The following is a 20,570-nucleotide window of genomic DNA, read 5'->3' as shown; positions in this document are numbered from 1 at the left end:
GTTGGCGTATCTCACTGGCCCGATGGATGACTTGCCTCAAATCCCCTCCACGGGCCCGGTCCTGATCGCGGGGCCAACCGCCTCGGGCAAATCGGAGCTGGCCCTGCGCATTGCCGAGAAATCAGGCGGCGTGGTCATCAACGCGGATGCGATCCAGGTCTTCGCGAACTGGCACATCCTGACGGCCCGCCCGTCAGCGGCCGACTTGGCGCGGGTTGCCCACCGGCTTTACGGACACGTCCCGGGCCATTCGCCCTATTCCGTCGGTCATTGGCTGCGCGAAATGGCGCCACTGCTAGATCAAGCGGAAAGGCCGATCATCGTTGGCGGAACCGGCCTGTATTTCAGCGCCCTCACCGAGGGCCTGGCCGAGATTCCCGCCGTTCCGTCATCGATTCGAAACGCGGCCGATGAACGGCTTGCCGCAGAAGGCGCCGGAGCGTTGCTCTGCGAGCTGGACGCCGCAACACGAGCCCGGATTGATACGCTCAATCCTGCCCGGGTTCAGCGCGCCTGGGAAGTGCAGGCCGCTACCGGCCGCGGGCTGGCCGCATGGCAGGACGAAACCCCGCCGCCGGCACTTTCGGTCCGGAACTGCACGCCGCTGGTGATCGATGCGCCCAAGTCGTGGCTCACGCCGCGGATCGAACAGCGGTTCGACCGGATGCTCGCGCAAGGCGCGCTGGACGAGGTGCGCGCCAACCTGCCGGGCTGGGATCCGGCGCACCCTTCATCCAAAGCCATTGGCGCACGGGAGCTGGTGGCCCATCTGCGTGGCGAGACCGGTCTGGATCAGGCACGCGCAGCCGCCACCATTGCCACGCGCCAATATGCCAAGCGCCAACGGAGCTGGTTTCGCTCGCGCATGTCGGACTGGCTGTGGATAACTCCGCCGCAATGCAAAAACTTTTGATTTATCAACAATTGATCCTGACAGAGAGGAAACTTTCTGCCAAAATTTCATAATAAATGATTTTGACCGGGTTTTCCTTCATGAGTGAAAAGTTGAGGATCCTGACACTGGCCCAATGGTCCAGAGGTGCCGATTGGCGTGTGGAGCTGCCACATAGCAGCCCGTGTCATGCCCTGGTCTGGATTACCCGCGGCCAGGGCCGATTCACGGTTGAGGGTCTGCGGCGCGGGCTTGGGGTGCACAATGCTCTGGCCATACCGGCCGGCACGCTTTTCTCACTCGATACCGGAAGCCAGAATTTCGGCCTTGTATGCCTGATTCCGCCGGGCGGACCGGTCCTGATGCCGGACACACCACAGCACTTGCGCGTCCGCGAGGTGCATGCACAGGCCGAATTGACGGCCATGCTCGACGCGATGCAACGCGAGCAGGCACTTGCGCGCCCCTTCAATGACGAGGCGCTGCAGGCGCATGCAACACTGATGACCGTCTGGCTGCGCCGTGCGATGATCGACCACGGGGTGGCCGCGCAACACAAGACCGCCGCGGAACGGCTTATCATGGCCTATTGCGCCCTGGTGGAACGCGACTACGCCAGTGGCAAGCCGATGGCCGAATACGCCCGGGCATTGGGCGTGACCCCGACGCACCTGACGCGAAGCTGCCGGCAGTGCGCCGGCCTGACGGCGGCAGAGCTCCTGACCCAACGGACTCTTCACGCCGCATTGTGCCTGATCGAGGATGGCGAAGACCCGATCCGCCACGTCGCGGCACAGTTGGGATTTGCCAGTGCTGCCTATTTTTCGCGCTTCGTCCTGCACCACACGGGGCAAAGCCCTTCGGCCTTGCGAAAGCGGGCTCGCAATCGGGACTGAAAGCGATTTCAAACGGCTTTGCACTGGCGGCAGGGGAACACGGTATGTATCCTCGACAGGCAATGACCGTTCCGACCAGGGCCTCCCAATGACCGACACTCCGATCCGGCGACAAACGCAGCATCCGGCCATCGCGTGCCACCGGGCAGACCTGGCCGCCGGCAAGATCAGCAGGCGGGAATTCCTCGCCCGGGCGACAAGCCTTGGCGCCTCCCCCGTGGTCGCGATGGGGCTTGCCGGTCTGCCCTGCCCGTCCGCCGCACAGACACGCATCGCGCCGGGCGGAACCCTGCGTATACAGCAAAGCGTGAAACCCGTGAATGATCCCCGCAGCTTCGACTGGAGCGAAATGGGCAATCAGGTTCGCGGATTTCTGGAATACCTGGTGGAATACACGCGCGAGGGCACTTTTCGCGGCATGCTCCTGGAAGGATGGGAGGTCAACGATGATGCCACCGCCTACACGCTGAAGGTGCGGCCCGGAGTCACCTGGCAGAATGGCGACAGCTTCACGGCAAAGGATGTCGCGCGGAACATCGCCCGGTGGTGCGACAGCACTGCCGAGGGCAATTCCATGGCGAGCCGAATGTCGGCCCTGATTGATCCGGCGACCGGAAAGGTCCGCGACGGGGCCATCACCATCCCCGATTCCCGGACCGTCGTTCTGTCGCTTTCAGCGCCGGATGTCGCGATCATCGCCAACATGTCCGACTATCCCGCCGCGATCACCCATGCCAGTTACGAGGGGGGGGATGTCTTCGCGCATGGTATCGGCACCGGTCCTTTCCGGCCGGTCAGCCTGACCATCGGGGAAAAATGCGTTCTCGAACGCGCCGACGATCACCAGTGGTGGGGCCGCGAGGTCCTTGGCGGTCCCTACTTGCAAAGGGTCGAGTTCATTGACTACGGGACCGATCCGTCGACGTGGATCGCCGCGGCGGAAGCAGGTGAAATAGATCTCTTGTACGAAACCGTCGGCGCTTTCATCGACGTGATGGATGCCCTTGGGTGGACGGGCACCAGCACCGAAAGCGCAGCCACCACAGTGATCCGTTCCCATCAGAAAGCACAGGTCGGCGAGATCACGCCCTACGCGGACAAACGGGTTCGCCGGGCGCTTGCGATGGCGGTTGATAACGGCATCTGCCTGGAACTTGGCCACTCGGGGCGCGGTACGGTCGCGGCCGATCATCATGTGAGCCCCATTCATCCCGCTTATGCTGATATCGGTCCCGCAGGTCATGACCCGGGCGCAGCCTTGCAGGGCATGCAGGAGGCCGGCCTGGAGGACTTCGAACATGACCTCATCACCATCGACGATGAATGGCAGCGCAACACCGGCGATGCCGTGGCCGCGCAGTTGCGCGATGCCGGTCTCAAGGTGCGGCGCACGATCCTGCCGGGCGCCATTTTCTGGCAAAACTGGAGAACATACCCCTTTTCGTCCACCCAGTGGAATCACCGCCCGCTCGAGATTCAGGTCATGGCCCTCGCCTACCGGTCCGGCGCCGCCTGGAACGAGACCGGGTTCGAGAATGCCGAATTCGATGCCTTGCTGGACCGGGCCATGTCACTTGCGGATGCCGACAGCCGCCGCGACGTGATGGCGAAGCTGGAAACACTCCTGCGCGAGGAAGGCGTCATCATCCAGCCCTATTGGCGGGCTCTCTACAATCACCACAACGGAACACTGGTGAATGCCGACCGTCACCCATCGAACGAGATCCACCTTTACAAGATCGGCTTCGCCGCCTGAACCGTGAGGGATCAGCTGTTTCCCCAGATGATCTTGACGTAATTCCGGGTTTCCTGGAACGGCGGCACGCCGCCGTATTTGCGCACCGCGCCCGGACCCGCGTTATAGGCCGCGAGCGCCAGCCGCCAGGAGCGGAATTCACGGTATTGCTGCGCCAGGTAACGTGCGCCACCGTCAAGGTTTTCCCGCGGATCATGCGGATCGACACGCAAACGCCGCGCCGTGTCCGGCATCAACTGTGCAAGGCCGATGGCGCCCTTGTGGGACTTGGCCGACGGTTTCCAGTTGGATTCCTGCTGAACAAGACGCAGAAACAGATCCTCGGGCACGTCGTACTTTCGGGCCGCCGCACGCGCGAGCGACAGGTAACGCCCGCGATACCGCCCGTCATAGGCTTTGGCAGTTCCCCATTTGGTCGGCGTGCGTATCTCGGGCGCATCAAGCTTGATGGACGCCTTGTTTTTGGCCGAGGCGCGCTTGTCCAGCACCCCTGCCTGCGACGCGAAAACGGATGTCCGGCTCTTGGTTGACAGGATATCCGCATGAACACCCCCTGCGGCGGCTACCAGAAAACCGGTCAACGCGATGGTCAGCCTGCGCATGTCGCACTGTCCCCCGAAATACTGGCGCCATTCTACTGATTCTCGGCCGGATATCCAGAGCCGTGCCGACCACGGCGTGCCGGTCGGCATTCCGTTGCGCGGGCAAGACCGGCGGTTCACCCCGCCCGGGCCCAAATTTACCTTTCCTTCATCCTGTTGGGGTGGTGTAAGCAGGGAAAACGGAATCTATCGGAGGATCACATGGCCGGATCGGTAAACAAGGTAATTCTCATCGGCAATCTTGGCCGCGATCCCGAGGTGCGCACGTTCCAGAACGGTGGCAAGGTTTGCAACCTGGCGGTTGCCACATCCGAAAACTGGAAGGATCGCAATACCGGCGAAAGGCGCGAACGCACCGAATGGCATCGCGTCGCGATCTTCAACGAGGCGCTCGTGAGGCTGGCAGAGCAATATCTTCGCAAGGGCTCCAAAGTCTATCTCGAAGGCAAGCTGGAAACCCGCAAGTGGCAGGACCAATCCGGTCAGGATCGCTACACGACCGAGGTCGTGCTGCGGCCCTATGCCGGCGAAATGACGTTCCTTGACGGTCGTGATGGCGGCAGCGGTGGCGGCGGAGGGGATTATGGCGGCGGCAGCGGCGGTGGGTATGGCGGCGGCGGGCCCGCACCCGATGACCGTATGGGCGGCGGAGCGGGCAACGATATCGACGACGAAATCCCGTTCTGATACGCGACGCTTTTGACCGGCCCTGCCCCCTGTCCGTGTGAGGGCAAGCTGCTCGGGCAGATCCAGGACGGCCTTTTCATGCCAGTGTTTACGACGATTTAGCTTCCTCCCCGCTAAATCGGCGCATGGAGATTTCATCCGACTTCGACACCGGGTCGCACAAGGTGCCCGTCGCTCTGCATCAGCATCCCAATTACGGCCGTGCCCTCTCGGCCCTGGGTGTGCAAGTTCATAATCATCGGCTTCGATGTGGCCCGGGCCAAGCGGCGCAGGCGCAAATCGTGGGCCGCCGTTTTGGTCCGATCCGCGTTCACTGGTTGCCGCGCGGCCCCGTATGGCACCCGGGAACACCGCCGGACATCCGGCAGGGCCTTCTGTCGCGTCTCCTGGTCGAGCGGAGCGGATCGGGTTTTCTGCTGGTGCAGGCCGAAGACGCCGCCGACAGCGCCCTTTACGCCGGCCTGCGATGTCAACGGCTCGTGGCCCCACAGCACGTTGCGGAACTTGACCTTGCAAGACCCGCCGCAGATCGGTGGGCGCGCCAGACGGGAAAATGGCGCAACCGTCTGCGCCATGCCCGTCGATCAGGGCTGGACGTCGGGAGCCGACCCTTTCAATCGGGTCGTGACGAAACCCTCATTGCCCGTGAATCGATCCAGCGTCGGGCGCGTGGCTACAGCGCTTTGCCACCGGAATTCACTCTTGCCTGGGCAAGACGGCAGCCGCAGGCAACCCACCTGCTCACCGCCTGTCATCGCGGACACTGCGTTGCCTTCGTCCTGTTGCTGCTCCATCCGCCCTGCGCAACCTATCATCTCGGCTGGACCGGGCCGGAGGGACGACGCCGTTCGGCCCACAACCTTCTGATCTGGGAGGCGGCGGAGTGGCTCGCGGCCCGCGGCTACATTCGGTTCGACCTCGGTGTCGTAAACACCGACTCCGCGCCCGGCCTGGCGCGTTTCAAGATCGGCTGCGGTGCGACTGTCCGCCCGCTGGGGCATACCATGCTGCACTTTTCCGGGGTCAACATCCGCCGGCGCCGCCTCGCCCGCGGGCCGGGTCCCGCGTGAAACCGCCAGGGAGGCTCCATTGGCTCTGGTATTTGTCCGGGCATCGGTATAGGGCGCGGGCAAACATCCGGAGAACCCCCGCAAATGGACCTGCGCAACATCGCGATCATCGCCCATGTCGACCACGGCAAGACCACTCTGGTGGACGAATTGCTCAAGCAATCCGGCGCCTTCCGGAAAAACCAGGCCGTGGATGAACGGGCCATGGACAGCAACGACCTTGAGCGTGAGCGTGGAATCACGATCCTCGCAAAGGCGACCAGCGTCGAGTGGAAGACCACGCGCATAAACATTGTCGATACACCCGGCCACGCCGATTTTGGCGGCGAAGTCGAACGGATCCTGAGCATGGTGGACGGTGTCGTGCTGCTGGTCGACGCGGCCGAGGGCCCGATGCCGCAGACCAAGTTCGTCACCTCCAAGGCGCTGGCTCTTGGGCTGCGGCCGATCGTGGTGCTCAACAAGGTGGACAAGCCGGACGCGGAACCGGACCGCGCGCTCAACGAATGTTTCGATCTTTTCGCCAATCTCGACGCCAGTGACGACCAGCTTGATTTTCCGCACATGTATGCAAGCGGCCGGTCAGGCTGGGCCGATCATGAACTTGACGGGCCGCGGCAAGACCTTTCGGCGCTCTTCGACCTGATCGTGAACCATGTGCCGGCCCCCAGGCAACAGGCCCGGCAGGACGAGGATTTCCGCATGCTCGCCACGACCCTTGGCAGCGATCCCTTTGTCGGACGGTTGTTGACCGGGCGGGTGGAATCCGGGCGCCTTCGGGTCGGCGCGACGGTGCAGGCTTTGTCACGGGTCGGGCAGAAGATCGAACAGTTCCGCGTCGCGCGGATCCAGGCCTTCCGCGGCCTCGCTCCGCAGGAAATAGACGAGGCCGTTGCCGGCGATATTGTCAGCCTTGCAGGGATGTCCAGGGCAACGGTGGCCGACACGATCTGCGCGCTTGCCGTGGACACGCCGATTGCCGCGCAACCGATCGACCCGCCGACGATCACCGTCACTTTCGGCATCAACGACAGCCCGCTTGCCGGGCGCGACGGCAAGAAGGTCCAGAGCCGTGTCATCCGGGACCGGTTGAAGAAGGAGGCCGAGTCCAACGTCGCGATCCGCGTCGATGACACCCCCGGCGGAGAAGCTTTCGAAGTCGCCGGGCGCGGGGAACTGCAAATGGGTGTCCTGATCGAGAACATGCGCCGCGAAGGTTTCGAACTGTCGATCTCGCGGCCGCAGGTCCTGCTCAGGGAAGGCGAGAACGGCGAGACGCTGGAGCCGGTCGAGGAGGTCACCATTGATGTCGACGAGGGGTATTCCGGTGCCGTGATCGAGAAGCTGACCGGGCCGCGCAAGGGCGAACTGACCGAGATGAAACCTGCCGGCACCGGCAAGACGCGCATCGTCGCGCTGGTGCCCTCGCGCGGGCTCATCGGGTATCACGGCGAGTTCCTGACAGATACACGGGGGACCGGGGTGCTGAATCGTGTCTTCCACGGCTGGGTGCCCCACAAGGGACCGATCCCGGGGCGGCGTGCAGGTGTCCTGATCTCTATGGAGAAGGGCGAGTCAGTCGCCTACGCGCTCTGGAACCTCGAGGAACGCGGGCGCATGTTCATCGGGGCGCAGGAAAAGGTTTATGAAGGCATGATAATCGGCGAACACAGCCGGGAGAATGATCTTGAGGTCAACCCGCTGAAGGGAAAGAAACTGACAAATGTCCGCGCCAGCGGTACCGACGAGGCGGTACGCCTGACCCCACCTGTCGAGATGAGCCTTGAAGAGGCGATCGCATATATCGACGACGACGAACTTGTCGAGGTGACGCCGAATGCCATTCGACTTCGCAAGCGGTTCCTGGACCCTCACGAGCGCAAACGCATGGCGAAGGCCGGCTGAGTCCGGGCGCCATTGTCAGTCGCAGGGAATTTCCTGCATCACGACATGCGCAGGTTCGACGAGGGTCCTGTCCTCCCGGTAGACGGCCGGGTACTCGACCAGCTCGATCCGGTTGTTGCGCCGGATGTACTTGCGCTCGGCCTCCTTGATCTTGACCTTGTTGACGCTGTATTTCGCCGGGACCTTCACCTGCTTGTAACAGGCAAGAAGCCTTTCCCGTTGTGTGGGCTCCTGCGCGCGCGCATCGGATGCCGCCATCAGCACCACCGCCCCGGCCAATGCCGCAAGGGACATTTTCATGACTGCTCTCCTTCATGCCGTCTGCCGGCAGAAGGTGGCACGCCATTGCGGCATTAATTGGAAAACTGTTTGACGGTTCGCGGACCGGCGCCGGATTTCATATCCGATACGCGGGTATCGCGTCTGGCGCACAGACATCGCGCCAGGGCCGGGATGCGCAGCGAAACCACCGCACATCCCGTGGACGCCGCATGTCTCAGTTGCAGGGCGCCTTGCGCAGCACGTAATGGCCGGGCGTGTCCACATGGCGATTTTCCATGTAGATCGGCGGGTAATACATCTTGACCATCTGGCCGTCGTGATGTTCCCACTTCTTCTTCGACGGATATTCGAGTTCCTTGGTTACGGTATAGGTCGTTTCCACCCAGACCTTGTCGTAGCAAGCCACTTTCTGCCCTTCCCAGGCCAGTGCAGGCGAGGCGGCGGCACCCATGGCGACGATCGCACCGATCATAATGGTCTTCATGTTACTTCTCCATGTTGAATTAACACGGGCAGTGTAGTCACTTGCGCCCTCATGCCGCGACCTCAAATCAGGGCGCTCGCGCGTGGCAGGCACGGAAAGCGCCGGTTTTTCCTAAAATTTGCTGGAATTGTGGCGTCAAGGCCATAGTTTTGCCATAATAACGGCAAGTCACTGAAACGTCACTGTTAATGGAACATCAACAGTTTCGTCGAAACGATATCCGATCAGTTGAACTGGAAACAATCGGCGGCGCGTGCCGATTCGCAGATGCGGGCGTCGGGGCCGAGAAAATCGGCTATTCCGATGTCTCCACGATAAGGAGTTCACGTTCGGAGGCGCCACGCGCGTGGCTCAACGCCTCCTGATAATCCGCCGAATGGTAGCACGCCTCGGCCGCCTCGACCGACGGAAAACGTGCCACCACGTTGCGCGGCCTGTCCTTGCCCTCAAGCTGCACATAGCGCCCGCCGCGGGCGATGAACTGCCCGCCATGCTTGGCGATCGCCGGGCCGGCAAGCTTGGCGTATTTGCCGTAAGCCTCTTCGTCGGTAACTGTCACATGCGCAATCCAGAGTGCCGGCATTTCCTATCCTCCCATGATCTTTCGTGCTGCATCGATGGCGGCCTCCGCGTTGGCGGCATCGCGTCCGCCTCCCTGCGCCATGTCCGGTCGACCGCCACCACCTTTTCCGCCCAGCTTCGGCACGGCTGCGCGCACGAGATCGACTGCCGAAACGGTTCCGACAAGATCCTCTGTCACCCCGGCCGCAACGGCCGCCTTGCCACCGGCATCGGCGATCAACAGCACCGCGCCCGACCCCAGCCGTGCCTTGTGTTCGTCGATGAGCGCCGGCAGGTCCTTGCCGGACACGCCCTGAAGGACCTGGGCCAGAAATTTCATTCCGCCGATCTCTTCCACGGCCGGCGCTTCGCCCTGCCCCGCGCCACCGGCCATGGCCAGTTCACGGCGCAGCTGCGAAACCTCGTTGGCAAGGGTCCGGCGCTCGTTCACCACCCCGCGCACACGTTCGACAACCTCATCGGGCCGTGCCTTGAGGTCCTCGGCCAGCGCCGCAATGCGCGCACGCTGGCGGCTCAGATGATCGAACGCGGCCGCCCCCGTCAACGCTTCGACGCGACGCACGCCCGAGCTTGACGCACTGTCGGATGTCAGGGCGAAAACGCCGATGTCGCCTGTCCGGTCGACATGTGTGCCTCCGCAAAGCTCGATCGAGTATGTACGGCCATCCAGGCCCTTGCCGGACCCGTCCTCAAACCCCATGGAAACAACCCGCACCTCGTCACCATACTTCTCTCCGAACAGGGCTTGCGCGCCCAGGTCACGCGCATCGTCCGGGGCCATGACACGGGTCTCAACCGGGGCGTTCTGGCGGATAAGGGCATTCACCTCGGCTTCTATCCTTTCGATCTCGTCAACGCTCAGCGGCCGGGAATGGCTGAAATCGAAACGCAGGCGCGACTCGTCGTTCAGGCTCCCCCGCTGTGCCACATGTTCGCCCAGAGATGATCGCAGCGCCTCGTGCAGCAGATGGGTCGCAGAATGGTTCGCCCGTATCGCGCGGCGCCGGTCATGGTCCACCTCCAGCACTGCCGCCTGCCCCGCGCCGACCCTTCCATCGGAGATTTCGGCGTAATGAACATGGACACCCGCCACCTTCCGCGTGTCGGTTATGCGCGCGCGCCCTCCCTCGACCGTCAGGCTGCCGGTATCGCCGACCTGTCCGCCGGCTTCGGCATAGAAGGGCGTCTGATTGAGAACGATCTGCACGGTCTCGCCGGCCTGCGCCGAAGGGATGGTTTCGCCGTCCCGGACCAGCGCGATGATCTGACCTTCTGCCGTTTCGGTATCGTAGCCAAGGAAATCGGTGGCCCCGTGCTCCTCTCCGAGATCGAACCAGATCGCTGCATCGGCCGACTCTCCCGAGCCCGCCCAGGCCGCCCGCGCCTGCGCCTTCTGTCGCGCCATCGCCGCATCGAACCCGGATATGTCCACCTCGCGGTCCCGCTCGCGCAGCGCGTCCTGTGTCAGGTCAAGCGGAAAGCCGAATGTGTCATAGAGTTTGAAGGCCGTCTCGCCGGGCAAGGCCGCATCGGGGGGCAACGCGCCGAGTTCCTCTTCCAGAAGGCGCAAACCACGCTCCAGTGTCTGTTTGAAGCGTGTTTCCTCCAGCTTCAGGGTTTCCTCAACCAGCGGCTGAGCGCGGCCAAGTTCAGGAAATGCCTGGCCCATCTGCGCCACGAGGCTCGGTACCAGTCGGTGCATCACCGGATCCTTCGCGCCAAGAAGATGCGCGTGACGCATGGCCCGGCGCATGATCCGGCGCAGAACATACCCGCGGCCCTCGTTGCTGGGCATCACGCCATCGGCGATCAGGAACGAGGTGGATCTCAGGTGATCGGCGATTACGCGATGATGCACGTTGCCCTCACCGTCGGGATCGGAATTCGTTACATTCGCACTCGCCTCGATCAAGCTGCGCATCAGGTCGGTGTCGTAATTGTCATGCTTGCCTTGCAGTAGCGCACCGATCCGTTCGAGTCCCATTCCGGTGTCGATTGACTGGTTCGGAAGATCTTGCAGGGTACCGTCCCCGAACCGTTCATACTGCATGAAGACGAGATTCCAGATCTCGACGAAACGGTCTCCGTCCTCTTCCGGACTGCCCGGCGGGCCACCCCAGATTTCCGGACCGTGATCATAAAAGATCTCGGTGCAGGGGCCGCATGGACCCGTCGCCCCCATGGACCAGAAATTGTCCTCCGTGGCGATCCGTATGATGCGCCCGTCATCCAGCCCCGCGTATTTCTTCCAGATTGACGCGGCGTCTTCGTCATCATGGTAAATCGTGACCAGGAGCTTTTCAGGGTCCAGTCCGAAGTCCCGGGTCAGCAAATCCCAGGCATACGGGATCGCAGCCTCCTTGAAATAATCACCGAAGCTGAAATTGCCCAGCATCTCGAAAAAGGTATGATGCCGGGCCGTGTAACCGACATTGTCCAGATCGTTATGCTTGCCACCCGCACGCACGCATTTCTGGGACGTGGCGGCGCGGTTGTAGTCCCGGTGCTCGACACCGGTGAAACAGTTCTTGAACTGTACCATGCCGGCATTCGTGAACATCAGGGTCGGATCGTTGCGCGGTACCAGAGGAGAACTCTCGACGATCTCGTGGTCGTGCCTGGCAAAGAAGTCCAGGAAGGTCGAGCGGATTTCGTTCAGCGTCGGCATGAGGTGTCTTTCGGGGTGATTGGCCTTGCGTTCCGCTGATTTAGCCGTGCCGGCGCGGCGAGTCCACCGCAAGAAAAAAGCCCGGGCACTGCCCGGGCCTTGCAAAAATGCGCCGTGTCAGGTCAGGTTTCCACGACACCACTTTCCCCGTCCTGATCCCCGCCATCGTCCATATTGAACTCCAGCCCGTGGGCGGCGCGGATCTTGTCCTCGATTTGAAGTGCGATGGCACTGTTTTCCTTGAGGAATGTCTTGGCGTTCTCGCGACCCTGGCCGATACGTTCGTCGCCGTAACTGAACCAGCTGCCCGATTTTTCCACCACGCCGGCCTTCACGCCGAGATCCAGAAGCTCGCCGTTCTTGGAGATGCCTTCGCCGTACATGATGTCGAACTCGACCTGCTTGAATGGCGGGGCGACCTTGTTCTTGACGACCTTGACCCGGGTCGCGTTTCCGACCACCTCGTCACGATCCTTGAGCGCGCCGATCCTGCGGATGTCAAGCCTGACGGAAGAGTAGAATTTCAGCGCGTTGCCGCCTGTGGTCGTTTCCGGGCTGCCGAACATGACGCCGATCTTCATCCGGATCTGGTTGATGAAGACCACTGTGCAGTTGCTGCGGCTGATCGATCCGGTAAGCTTGCGCATCGCCTGGCTCATCAACCGGGCCTGCACGCCGACATTGCTGTCGCCCATGTCGCCTTCCAGCTCGGATTTGGGCGTCAGCGCGGCAACGGAATCCACGACAACCATGCTGACTGCGCCCGAGCGCACCAGCGTGTCCACGATCTCCAGTGACTGTTCGCCCGTATCGGGCTGGCTGATCAGAAGTTCGTCAAGATCGACGCCCAGCTTGCGGGCATAGATCGGATCCAGCGCATGCTCGGCATCCACGAAAGCGCATACACCGCCTTTCTTCTGCTCCTCGGCGACGCAGTGCAGCGTCAGGGTTGTCTTGCCCGAGCTTTCGGGGCCATAAACCTCCACGATCCGCCCCTTGGGCAGACCGCCGATCCCGAGCGCGATATCCAGGCCGAGCGAGCCGGTCGATGTCGACTCGATATCCTTGACGGGATTGTCACCGCCAAGTTTCATGATCGACCCCTTGCCGAACTGCCGTTCGATCTGGGCCAGGGCGCTGTCCAGCGCCTTCTGCTTGTCCGCGCTTTTCTTGCTGTCCATGGAAAGAAGGTCTGCCGTTGCCATTGCGTTCACGTCCTTATTTCATATCGTGTCAGGCGCGGCAATCACCGCGAATGTTCACTCTGTGTTCTGTTTCGTTATGAAGACAGAACAAGAACATTTCAAGAAGATTGTTCTGGTTTCCACTTTTTACCGGAAGGGTTAAAGAGTAGTTTACGCGCAGCGGCAATAACGGGGCGAAGTGTCCATGCTTGTGTTTTCAAAAGCAAAACTGGTTTTTCTGTCTGTACCGAAGACGGGAACCACGGCGCATGAGGCCGCGCTGGCGCCCCTTGCATCCATGGTCATCTCGGATCCGCCCGAGCTGAAGCATGCCCCGGTGTTTCGCTACAACCGCTTCTTCCGCCCTGCGCTGGAGAAGTTTCTTGGCCCCGAGATCGAGGTTCTGGCCGTGATGCGTGAACCGATCAGCTGGCTGGGAAGCTGGTACAGGTATCGTCGTCGGCCCTACATGAAGGGCCGGACGAATGCAACGCACGACATCAGTTTCGAGGAGTTCGTGCTGTCCTACATGAAGGGCCGGAAGCCCGGTTTCGCCAATGTCGGCTCCCAGGCCAAGTTCCTGGAGCCGCAACGCAACGGCACCGCGGTGACACATCTTTTCCGTTACGAGGATCCCGACGGCCTGGCGCGGTTTCTCAGCGCGAGGCTCGGGAGGGACCTGCCGGGCACGGAACGCCAAAACGAATCGCCGCGCATGCCGCTGGACCTCTCCAAAGCGACCGAAGCGCGCCTGCGGCGCAAGTGCGGCGCCGAGTTCGACCTTTGGGAAGGCATCGGCAGTGACGGAGCCTATCGCCCGCTGCCGGCGCCCGAGGCGACCAGCCGCTGAACCGTCTGGGTCAGGTCGTTGAGCGAAAAGGGCTTGGACAGGAATGCCGATGCGGGCACACGGCGTTGCAGGTCCTCGAAACTCTCCTGGGCATAACCCGACATGAACACGACCCGCACATCCGGCCGTGTCTCCAGTGCCGTCTTCACCCATCCCGGTCCGTCCATTCCCGGCATGACCACGTCGGTGACGAAAACGTCCACATGCACGTCCGGATCTTCCAGCTGAGAAAGCGCGTCTTCGGCCGATCCGGCCTCCAGCACGGTAAAGCCGCGCAATTGCAGCGCGCGGGCAGCGAAGGCACGAACCGGCGCCTCGTCTTCCACCAGCAGAACCACGGCATCCCCCTCGACCGGCAAGCGTGACGGGCCTTTTCCCACCGGTTCAGGTGTGTCGGACCGTGTTTCGTGGACCGGCAGCATGATGGTAAAGAGGGTGCCGGCGCCCGGAGGACTGTCGGCAAATATGAAGCCGCCGGTCTGCTTTATGATCCCGTATGCCGTCGACAGGCCAAGCCCGGTCCCCTCCCCGACTTTCTTGGTGGTGAAGAAAGGTTCGAACACCTTGTCAAGACGATCGGGTGGAATGCCGGTGCCATGATCGATCACCCGCACCGCCACGTAGCGGCCGGCCGGCACCTCCGCCCTGTCACGGCGCAGCGGCCGGTCAAGGCACATGTTCTCGGTCTCGATGACAATGTCCCCGCCCTGCGGCATCGCATCCCGGGCATTCACAACCAGGTTCATCAGAACCTGTTCCAGTTGCTGCTTGTCGGCCCGGACGGGTGCGAGCTCCGGATCATGACGCAGGGTAAGGGTGACTTTCTCGCCGATCAGCCGGTTCAGAAGATGCATCATGTCGGAGACCGAATCGCGCAGATCCATGACGACCGGGCGTAAAGTCTGCTTGCGGGAATAGGCCAGCAGCTGCCCCACCAGCGCCGCTGCCCGGTTGGAATTCCGGGCGATCTGGACCAGGTCCGCGTAATCCGCATCCCCCCGGTCATGTCGCAGAAGAAGCAGGTCGCAATGGCCGCTGATCGCCGTGAGCAGATTGTTGAAATCATGCGCCACACCTCCGGCAAGCTGTCCGATCGCCTCCATTTTCTGGCTCTGCGTGAACTGCTGTTCCAGCGATTTCAGTTCCGTGGCATCGTTGAGCACCGCGATCAGAACGCTTTTCCCGTCTTCCATTGCGCGGTTGAGCGTGACCTGAACGAAAACTTCCCGCTCTGCGGGGCGCACCCTGAGAAACTCCGAGCGCCGTCCGCCGCGTCCCGCGGCCGCCTCGGCCAGCCAGTCCGCGATCGGCCTTCCCAATCCTTCAAGCAGGTCCTGAAGCGAGGTGTGTCTTTCAATGTCGATACCAAGCAGATCGCGCGCGGGACGATTGGACAATTGCAACTGTCCCGAGACGTCCAGCTTCAGCAACGGCACGGGCAACTCGTCGAAGAAGGCCCAGCCGTTCGGCGCCCGTTCCGCCGCGGCCTCGTCGGGCAGCAGGAACAGTTCACGCCGTCCGGCCGACGCCTCCAGCTCCAGCACCAGACAGCGCACCGGTCCGCAGGCCGTGCTGATGTCGGCCCTCATGCCCGACCGGATGGGAAGATCAGCACACAGGCGGTCAAGGTTGCGCACCCTTTCCCCGACAAGATCACGGGCCGCCGCGTTCATGAACAGGATGGCGTCGTTGCGCCCGAGGGTCAGCATCGGCAAAGGCACCGCATCGCCATTTCGAGGCTCCGGCAGGACGGTCCGTTCGATGCGCCACAACAGGCGGTCCGGGTCAAGCATCCGCAGGCCGATACGGAAAGTTCCACCGCGTGTCACGACATCCTCGTGCGCGCAATCGGCATCGTCACCGCCTGTCGCACGCGCGCGGTTTTCCAAACGGTAAAGCAATGCCCCGGGCCGGGCCGTCCAGGATTCGAGCAACGCGGCGAGGGTTCTGTCCCCGCCCGGATCGCCCAGATCGCGGGCGACGGCGGCATTGGCATACGTGATCCTGCCCTGCGCATCGGTCAAGAGGCTTGGCACCGCATCGCCGGCAACCAATGCGGCGATGGCGCCGGCCCTGCGGCGGCGCCACAGCCCCGCCAGCCAATCCAGTACCACGATCCAGGCAGCCGCCACCGCCAATATCAGCGCCACCGCGAACAGTGCCAGGCCCAACCGCTTGTCAGAAAGAACCCACCCCGAGAGGGCAAAAAGCATTGCCGCAAGGAAAACCAGCCCCGCCCGCGGTCTGAGCCGAGCCGCGGCCACGCCGATCGGCCCGCCGATATGTGTCGCGAATGCCAAGAACCGCGCCCGTCCCGCTACTGCTTTACCCGCAACCTGAGGGAAAAGCCTTAAACGTGACTTAACGGCATCCGTGGTTACACGTCAAGGTTGTGTCACCGTTGAATCATCCTGCACGAGTGCCACAAAGAAGCCGTCTCCTCCGTCGGAAACCGGCCACCGTCTTTGCAGCACGCGGCGGGTTCCCGGCGTTCTTTGCAGGAATGCCCCGACGCGCGCCTCGTTCTCGTCTTCCAGCAGCGAACAGGTCGCATAGACAAGCACACCGCCTGGCGCCAGAAGCCGCCATGCTGCATCAAGGATGTCGTCCTGCGTGACGAGGAGCCGGGCGAGCCCTTCCGCGCTGAGCCGCCACTTGGCCTCGGGCGTGCGGCGCCAGGTTCCGCTTCCCGAACAGGGCACGTCGCAGATCACGGCATCATATGGCCCATGCGCAGACAGTTCGTGCTGCGCCAGCACCTTCACATTCAGACCGGCCCGCGCGGCGCGGGCCGGAATGTCGGTGAGGCGACGGGGATTTGCGTCATGCGCAAAGAAGTCCGCATCCAGACGCGCGCCCAGTGCGAGGGTCTTGCCGCCGCCGCCCGCGCAGTAGTCCAGCACCCGCGCGCCCGAAGGTACGCCGACGATTTCCATTGCCGCCTGTCCCGAGCCGTCCTGAAGTTCGACCAACCCCTCGCGAAAGGCACGGCTGTTGGCCAATCGGCGCGCGCCACTGGTTACCTTCAGGGCCGTTTCCGCGACAGGATGGGCGTCGGTCAGGATCCCCTCCTCGGCCAACGCCGTGCGCGCGTGCCGGGTATTCCCGCGCCGCAGGTTCACACGCAGCATCACCGGTGCCCGGCCCCGCAATGCTTCGGCCTGGGCTTGCGCATCTTTCCCCAGCGAGGCCCTGAACGGCTCGATCAGCCAGTCAGGTAGATCCATCCGATCCCCGTCGGTCACCGGTGGCGCGCCGGCATCGTGTTCCGCGGCACTCAGGGGGGGCGGCGCATGGCCCTGCCCGGTAAAGAAGGCTTGCGGGTCTTCACCGGCCGCGCGCAGCAGGCCAATCATCAGCGCCCGGCCATCCTCCCCGCCGCCAAGGCAGGCGCATGAGCGCCGGCAACGCAACACCTGATAGACATGATCACGCACCGCCGCGCGGTCCCCCGATCCGGCAAAGCGCGACCGACGCGCCCACCCGGTCAGGGCCTTTTCGGCAGGAACGCCGCCCCCGATCTCGTCGAGCACCGCGATGGCAGCCGCCACAAGCGCACCCGGCCTCATGGGCCTAGCCCTCGCGACCGGGTCGGAGATGGAAACATGGCAACCTCCAAGGCAGATGCGGCAGCGATCATGATGCCCGCCCTCCGTAGACAAAGCCGCAGCACTTGCCCAGCCTTTCCCGAACGGTTGTTGCAATGATACCCTGTCCCGCGTATCCGGTCCGGGCAAGGCTGATGACCCCCGTCAGGAGCGTCCGGATGACCGTGACCGTGGTGACATTCGTCGTGGTGACCATCGCCGTGACCATGGCCGGCGCGGCTTCCGTGATCGGCAAGCGTGAAACGACCGAGGACTACCTGCTCGCCAGCCGCTCGATCCCGCCATGGCTCACGGCGCTGTCGACGGTCGCGACCAACAACAGCGGCTTCATGTTCATCGGCATGATCGCGGCAAGCTACCGCGTCGGGATCGAGACCGTCTGGATGATGCTCGGCTGGATCATCGGTGATGCGATCGCCTGGTGGCGGCTCTATCCCCGGCTCAGGGCACGGTCCGGCGCGGCCGGAACGATCACCGTGACCGCCATCCTGGCAACGGGCCCGGAGGGGCCGCGCAGGTCGCTGGTGGTGGCGGCAAGTGCCCTGACCTTCATCTTTCTGGGCGTGTATGCCGCGGCACAGCTCAAGGCCGGCAGCACAGCCCTTCACGCGCTTTTCGACTGGCATCCCGCGACCGGTGTCATGATCGGCGCCGTGATCGTGATCCTTTACTCCTTCGCCGGGGGCATACGTGCGGATATCTGGACCGACGCGGCACAATCGGCGATCATGTTCGTTTCGATCGTGCTCATTCTCACGGCCGGATTCCTCGAGGTCGGCGGTCCCGGGAAGCTGGCCACCCAGTTGCAGGCGCTGGATCCGGCCCTGTTGTCGGTCTGGCCCGAGAACATGACGTTCGGTCCGGTCCTGTTCGTGGCGGGGTTCGTTTTCGCGGGGCTGGGAACGCTGGGGCAGCCGCATCTGATGACACGCCTGATCGCCATGGATCATACAAGCGGCATCCGCCATGCACGGGTTTTCTACTTCCTTTGGTTCGTGCCGTTCTGGGCGGCCTGCATCGCGGTCGGGCTCTATGCCCGGGCGGTCCTGCCCGATCTGTCCGGCCTGCCCGGAACCGATGCCGTGCCCGACCCCACCGAACTGGCGCTGCCGCTGGTAACGATGGAACTGCTGCCCGACATATTCGTGGGCCTTGCGTTGGCGGGGTTGTTTGCCGCCACGGTCTCGACCGCGGACAGCCAGATCATCCTGTGCTCGGGCGTGATCACCCAGGACATGATGCCGCGCTGGCGCGAGAACTACCTGGCCTCCAAGCTGGCCACCGGTGCGGTGCTGGCACTGGCCCTGACGGTGGCGCTGATGGCTCCGGAAACGGTTTTCGACCTGGTGCTCATCGCCTGGTCGGGGCTGGCCGCGACGTTGGGTCCGGTCCTTTTCCTGCGGCTGTTCCGCTATCCGATGCCCTCGGGGACCGGCCTTGCAGCCATGGCGGCAGGGCTCGCAGCAGTAATCTTATGGCACAATTCCGGCCATGACGATGCGGTCTTCAAGGCCCTGCCCGGGATCCTCGCGGCCTTCGCGGCCTATGCAGCGATCCGCTGGGTGCACACTGTTCGGAAACGTCGTCAGCCGATCCGGTAGTTGGGGCTTTCGCGGGTAATCTGCACGTCATGCACATGGCTTTCCTTGAGGCCCGCACCGGTGATGCGCACGAAATCGCAGTCCGTGCGCATTTCCTCGACCGTCGCGCAACCGGTGTACCCCATGGCGGCGCGCAGGCCACCCACCAGCTGATGCAACACGGTGCCGGCAGACCCCTTGTAGGGCACCTGCCCCTCGATCCCCTCGGGCACCAGCTTGTCGCTGGCCGCGTCCTTCTGGAAATAGCGATCTGCACTGCCGCGCGCCATCGCACCGAGGCTTCCCATGCCGCGGTAGCTCTTGAAGCTGCGGCCCTGGTAGAGGATCACCTCGCCCGGGCTCTCGTCGGTGCCCGCCAGCATCGAGCCGACCATCGCGCAGGACGCGCCCGCGGCAATCGCCTTGGCGAAATCACCCGAGAACTTGATACCGCCGTCGGCGATCACCGGCACGTCCCCTGCCGCGGTGGCGCAATCCATAACCGCGGTAAGCTGGGGCATGCCCACGCCGGCCACCATGCGCGTGGTGCAGATGCTGCCCGGCCCAATGCCCACCTTGATCGCGTCGGCACCGGCTCCGATCAGGGCGCGCGTTGCTTCCGCCGTGGCCACGTTGCCGGCCACGACCTGCACTTCGTTGCTGAGTGTCTTGGCCTTCTCCACCGCGGTCGCCACCCCTTCGGAATGGCCATGCGCGGTGTCGATCACGATCATGTCCACGCCCGCATCCACCAGGGCGCGGCTGCGCTCGTACCCGGCCTCGCCGACGGTCGAGGCCGCAGCGACCCGAAGCCGGCCAAGTTCATCCTTGCAGGCCGACGGGTTGAGAACCGCCTTCTCGGTGTCCTTGAGGGTCAGCAGCCCGGTCAGCTTGCCGTCCCGGTCGGTGACCAGCAGCTTTTCGATGCGGCGCGCCTTCATCAGAGATTTCGCTTCCTCCCGATCCGCGGGTTCCTGGAGGATAGCCAGGTTCTCGGATGTCATCATCACCGACACCGGGGTCGCCTCATCTTCCGCGAAACGCATGTCGCGATTGGTGACAATGCCCAGAACCCGGCCCTTGTCATCCACCACCGGAAAGCCAGTCACGCTGTAGCGCGCCTGCAGGGCCTTCGCGTCGGCCAGCGTCTGGTCCGGTGTCAGGGTGATCGGATTGTAGACGATCCCGCTTTCGAACCGTTTCACGCGCCGGACCTGCCTTGCCTGATCCTCGATTTCGAGATTGCGGTGAATTACCCCCATGCCACCGAATTGCGCCATGCATATGGCCATTCCGGCCTCGGTCACGGTATCCATCGCCGAACTCAGCAGCGGGATGTTGAGGTCGATGCGCCGTGTCACCCTGGTGCGTGTGTCGGCGGTGTTGGGAAGAACGCTCGACGCGGCCGGAACCAGCAGCACATCATCGAATGTCAGGGCCTCTCGAATCTCCATCGGCGCTTCTCCGGGGCTGGGATCGTTTGGCGGTTCCCTATTGCATGGATCGCCTGCGGGTAAAAGCCCA

The 20,570-nt window shown here is 63.2% G+C and carries 17 protein-coding genes; 8 read left to right on the top strand and 9 right to left on the bottom strand.

Features of this window, described 5'->3' with window-relative positions; genetic code table 11:
* Positions 1–22: 22 nt before the first annotated feature.
* The 3 genes from miaA to DQW77_RS01995 all read left to right on the top strand — a co-directional run bounded on the left by miaA (position 23) and on the right by DQW77_RS01995 (position 3,544).
* Positions 23–913, top strand: coding sequence for a tRNA (adenosine(37)-N6)-dimethylallyltransferase MiaA (gene miaA, locus DQW77_RS02005; protein ID WP_113256500.1), 891 nt, complete (start codon positions 23–25; stop codon positions 911–913).
* A gap of 80 nt (positions 914–993) precedes the next feature.
* On the top strand, positions 994–1,788 hold the full coding sequence (locus DQW77_RS02000) for a helix-turn-helix domain-containing protein (protein WP_113256595.1): 795 nt from the start codon (positions 994–996) through the stop codon (positions 1,786–1,788).
* An 88-nt stretch (positions 1,789–1,876) separates the two neighbouring features.
* Positions 1,877–3,544: an ABC transporter substrate-binding protein gene (locus DQW77_RS01995; protein WP_113256499.1), complete on the top strand. Its 1,668-nt coding sequence runs from the start codon at positions 1,877–1,879 to the stop codon at positions 3,542–3,544.
* 11 nt (positions 3,545–3,555) lie between these two features.
* On the opposite strand, the gene DQW77_RS01990 is transcribed toward DQW77_RS01995, so the two are convergent.
* Positions 3,556–4,146, bottom strand: coding sequence for a lytic transglycosylase domain-containing protein (locus DQW77_RS01990; protein ID WP_113256498.1), 591 nt, complete (start codon positions 4,144–4,146; stop codon positions 3,556–3,558).
* A 201-nt stretch (positions 4,147–4,347) separates the two neighbouring features.
* Between DQW77_RS01990 and ssb the strand changes: the two genes are divergently transcribed.
* The 3 genes from ssb (at position 4,348) to typA (ending at position 7,808) form a co-directional block, all read left to right on the top strand.
* Entirely contained in the window at positions 4,348–4,833 is a 486-nt protein-coding gene (ssb, locus tag DQW77_RS01985; RefSeq protein WP_113256497.1) for a single-stranded DNA-binding protein, read from the top strand.
* 281 nt (positions 4,834–5,114) lie between these two features.
* On the top strand, positions 5,115–5,903 hold the full coding sequence (locus DQW77_RS01980; protein ID WP_181711176.1) for a GNAT family N-acetyltransferase: 789 nt from the start codon (positions 5,115–5,117) through the stop codon (positions 5,901–5,903).
* 84 nt (positions 5,904–5,987) lie between these two features.
* On the top strand, positions 5,988–7,808 hold the full coding sequence (gene typA / locus DQW77_RS01975; RefSeq protein WP_113256495.1) for a translational GTPase TypA: 1,821 nt from the start codon (positions 5,988–5,990) through the stop codon (positions 7,806–7,808).
* Positions 7,809–7,823: 15 nt separating this feature from the next.
* Here the strand turns inward: typA and DQW77_RS01970 are convergent, their stop codons facing one another.
* From DQW77_RS01970 to recA, 5 genes are all read right to left on the bottom strand, one after another.
* Positions 7,824–8,108 carry a hypothetical protein gene (locus tag DQW77_RS01970; protein ID WP_113256494.1) on the bottom strand — a complete coding sequence of 95 codons (285 nt, stop codon included), beginning with the start codon at positions 8,106–8,108 and terminating at the stop codon, positions 7,824–7,826.
* A 196-nt stretch (positions 8,109–8,304) separates the two neighbouring features.
* The gene (locus DQW77_RS01965) at positions 8,305–8,574 is read right to left on the bottom strand and encodes a hypothetical protein (RefSeq protein WP_113256493.1); all 270 of its coding nucleotides are present in this window, start codon (positions 8,572–8,574) and stop codon (positions 8,305–8,307) included.
* A 295-nt stretch (positions 8,575–8,869) separates the two neighbouring features.
* Entirely contained in the window at positions 8,870–9,157 is a 288-nt protein-coding gene (locus DQW77_RS01960) for a DUF1330 domain-containing protein (protein WP_113256492.1), read from the bottom strand.
* A gap of 3 nt (positions 9,158–9,160) precedes the next feature.
* Positions 9,161–11,824, bottom strand: a complete 2,664-nt coding sequence (gene alaS, locus DQW77_RS01955; protein ID WP_113256491.1) for an alanine--tRNA ligase — start codon at positions 11,822–11,824, stop codon at positions 9,161–9,163.
* A 122-nt stretch (positions 11,825–11,946) separates the two neighbouring features.
* A complete protein-coding gene (recA, locus tag DQW77_RS01950) occupies positions 11,947–13,029 on the bottom strand; it encodes a recombinase RecA (protein ID WP_113256490.1) in 1,083 nt (360 codons plus the stop codon).
* Positions 13,030–13,213: 184 nt separating this feature from the next.
* Here recA and DQW77_RS01945 point away from each other — a divergent pair, with 184 nt between their 5' ends.
* Complete coding sequence (locus DQW77_RS01945) at positions 13,214–13,858, top strand: gamma-glutamyl kinase (RefSeq protein WP_113256489.1); 645 nt, start codon at positions 13,214–13,216, stop codon at positions 13,856–13,858.
* Here DQW77_RS01945 and DQW77_RS01940 read toward each other — a convergent pair.
* The gene (locus DQW77_RS01940) at positions 13,819–16,158 is read right to left on the bottom strand and encodes an ATP-binding protein (RefSeq protein WP_309301304.1); all 2,340 of its coding nucleotides are present in this window, start codon (positions 16,156–16,158) and stop codon (positions 13,819–13,821) included. The two genes, DQW77_RS01945 and DQW77_RS01940, sit on opposite strands and share 40 nt — an antisense overlap.
* An 84-nt stretch (positions 16,159–16,242) precedes the next feature.
* On the bottom strand, positions 16,243–17,427 hold the full coding sequence (locus DQW77_RS01935) for an RsmB/NOP family class I SAM-dependent RNA methyltransferase (RefSeq protein ID WP_113256488.1): 1,185 nt from the start codon (positions 17,425–17,427) through the stop codon (positions 16,243–16,245).
* 197 nt (positions 17,428–17,624) lie between these two features.
* Here DQW77_RS01935 and DQW77_RS01930 point away from each other — a divergent pair, with 197 nt between their 5' ends.
* Positions 17,625–19,067, top strand: coding sequence for a sodium/proline symporter (locus tag DQW77_RS01930; RefSeq protein WP_181711175.1), 1,443 nt, complete (start codon positions 17,625–17,627; stop codon positions 19,065–19,067).
* On the opposite strand, the gene guaB is transcribed toward DQW77_RS01930, so the two are convergent.
* The gene (guaB, locus tag DQW77_RS01925; RefSeq protein WP_113256486.1) at positions 19,052–20,500 is read right to left on the bottom strand and encodes an IMP dehydrogenase; all 1,449 of its coding nucleotides are present in this window, start codon (positions 20,498–20,500) and stop codon (positions 19,052–19,054) included. The genes DQW77_RS01930 and guaB overlap by 16 nt on opposite strands.
* Positions 20,501–20,570: the final 70 nt, after the last annotated feature.

The sequence above is a fragment of the Roseovarius sp. TE539 genome (genome assembly GCF_003298505.1).
Classification (GTDB): Bacteria; Pseudomonadota; Alphaproteobacteria; order Rhodobacterales; family Rhodobacteraceae; genus Roseovarius.
Note: the sequence above shows the minus strand (reverse complement) of the source record. Positions and strands in the feature narration are given on the sequence as shown.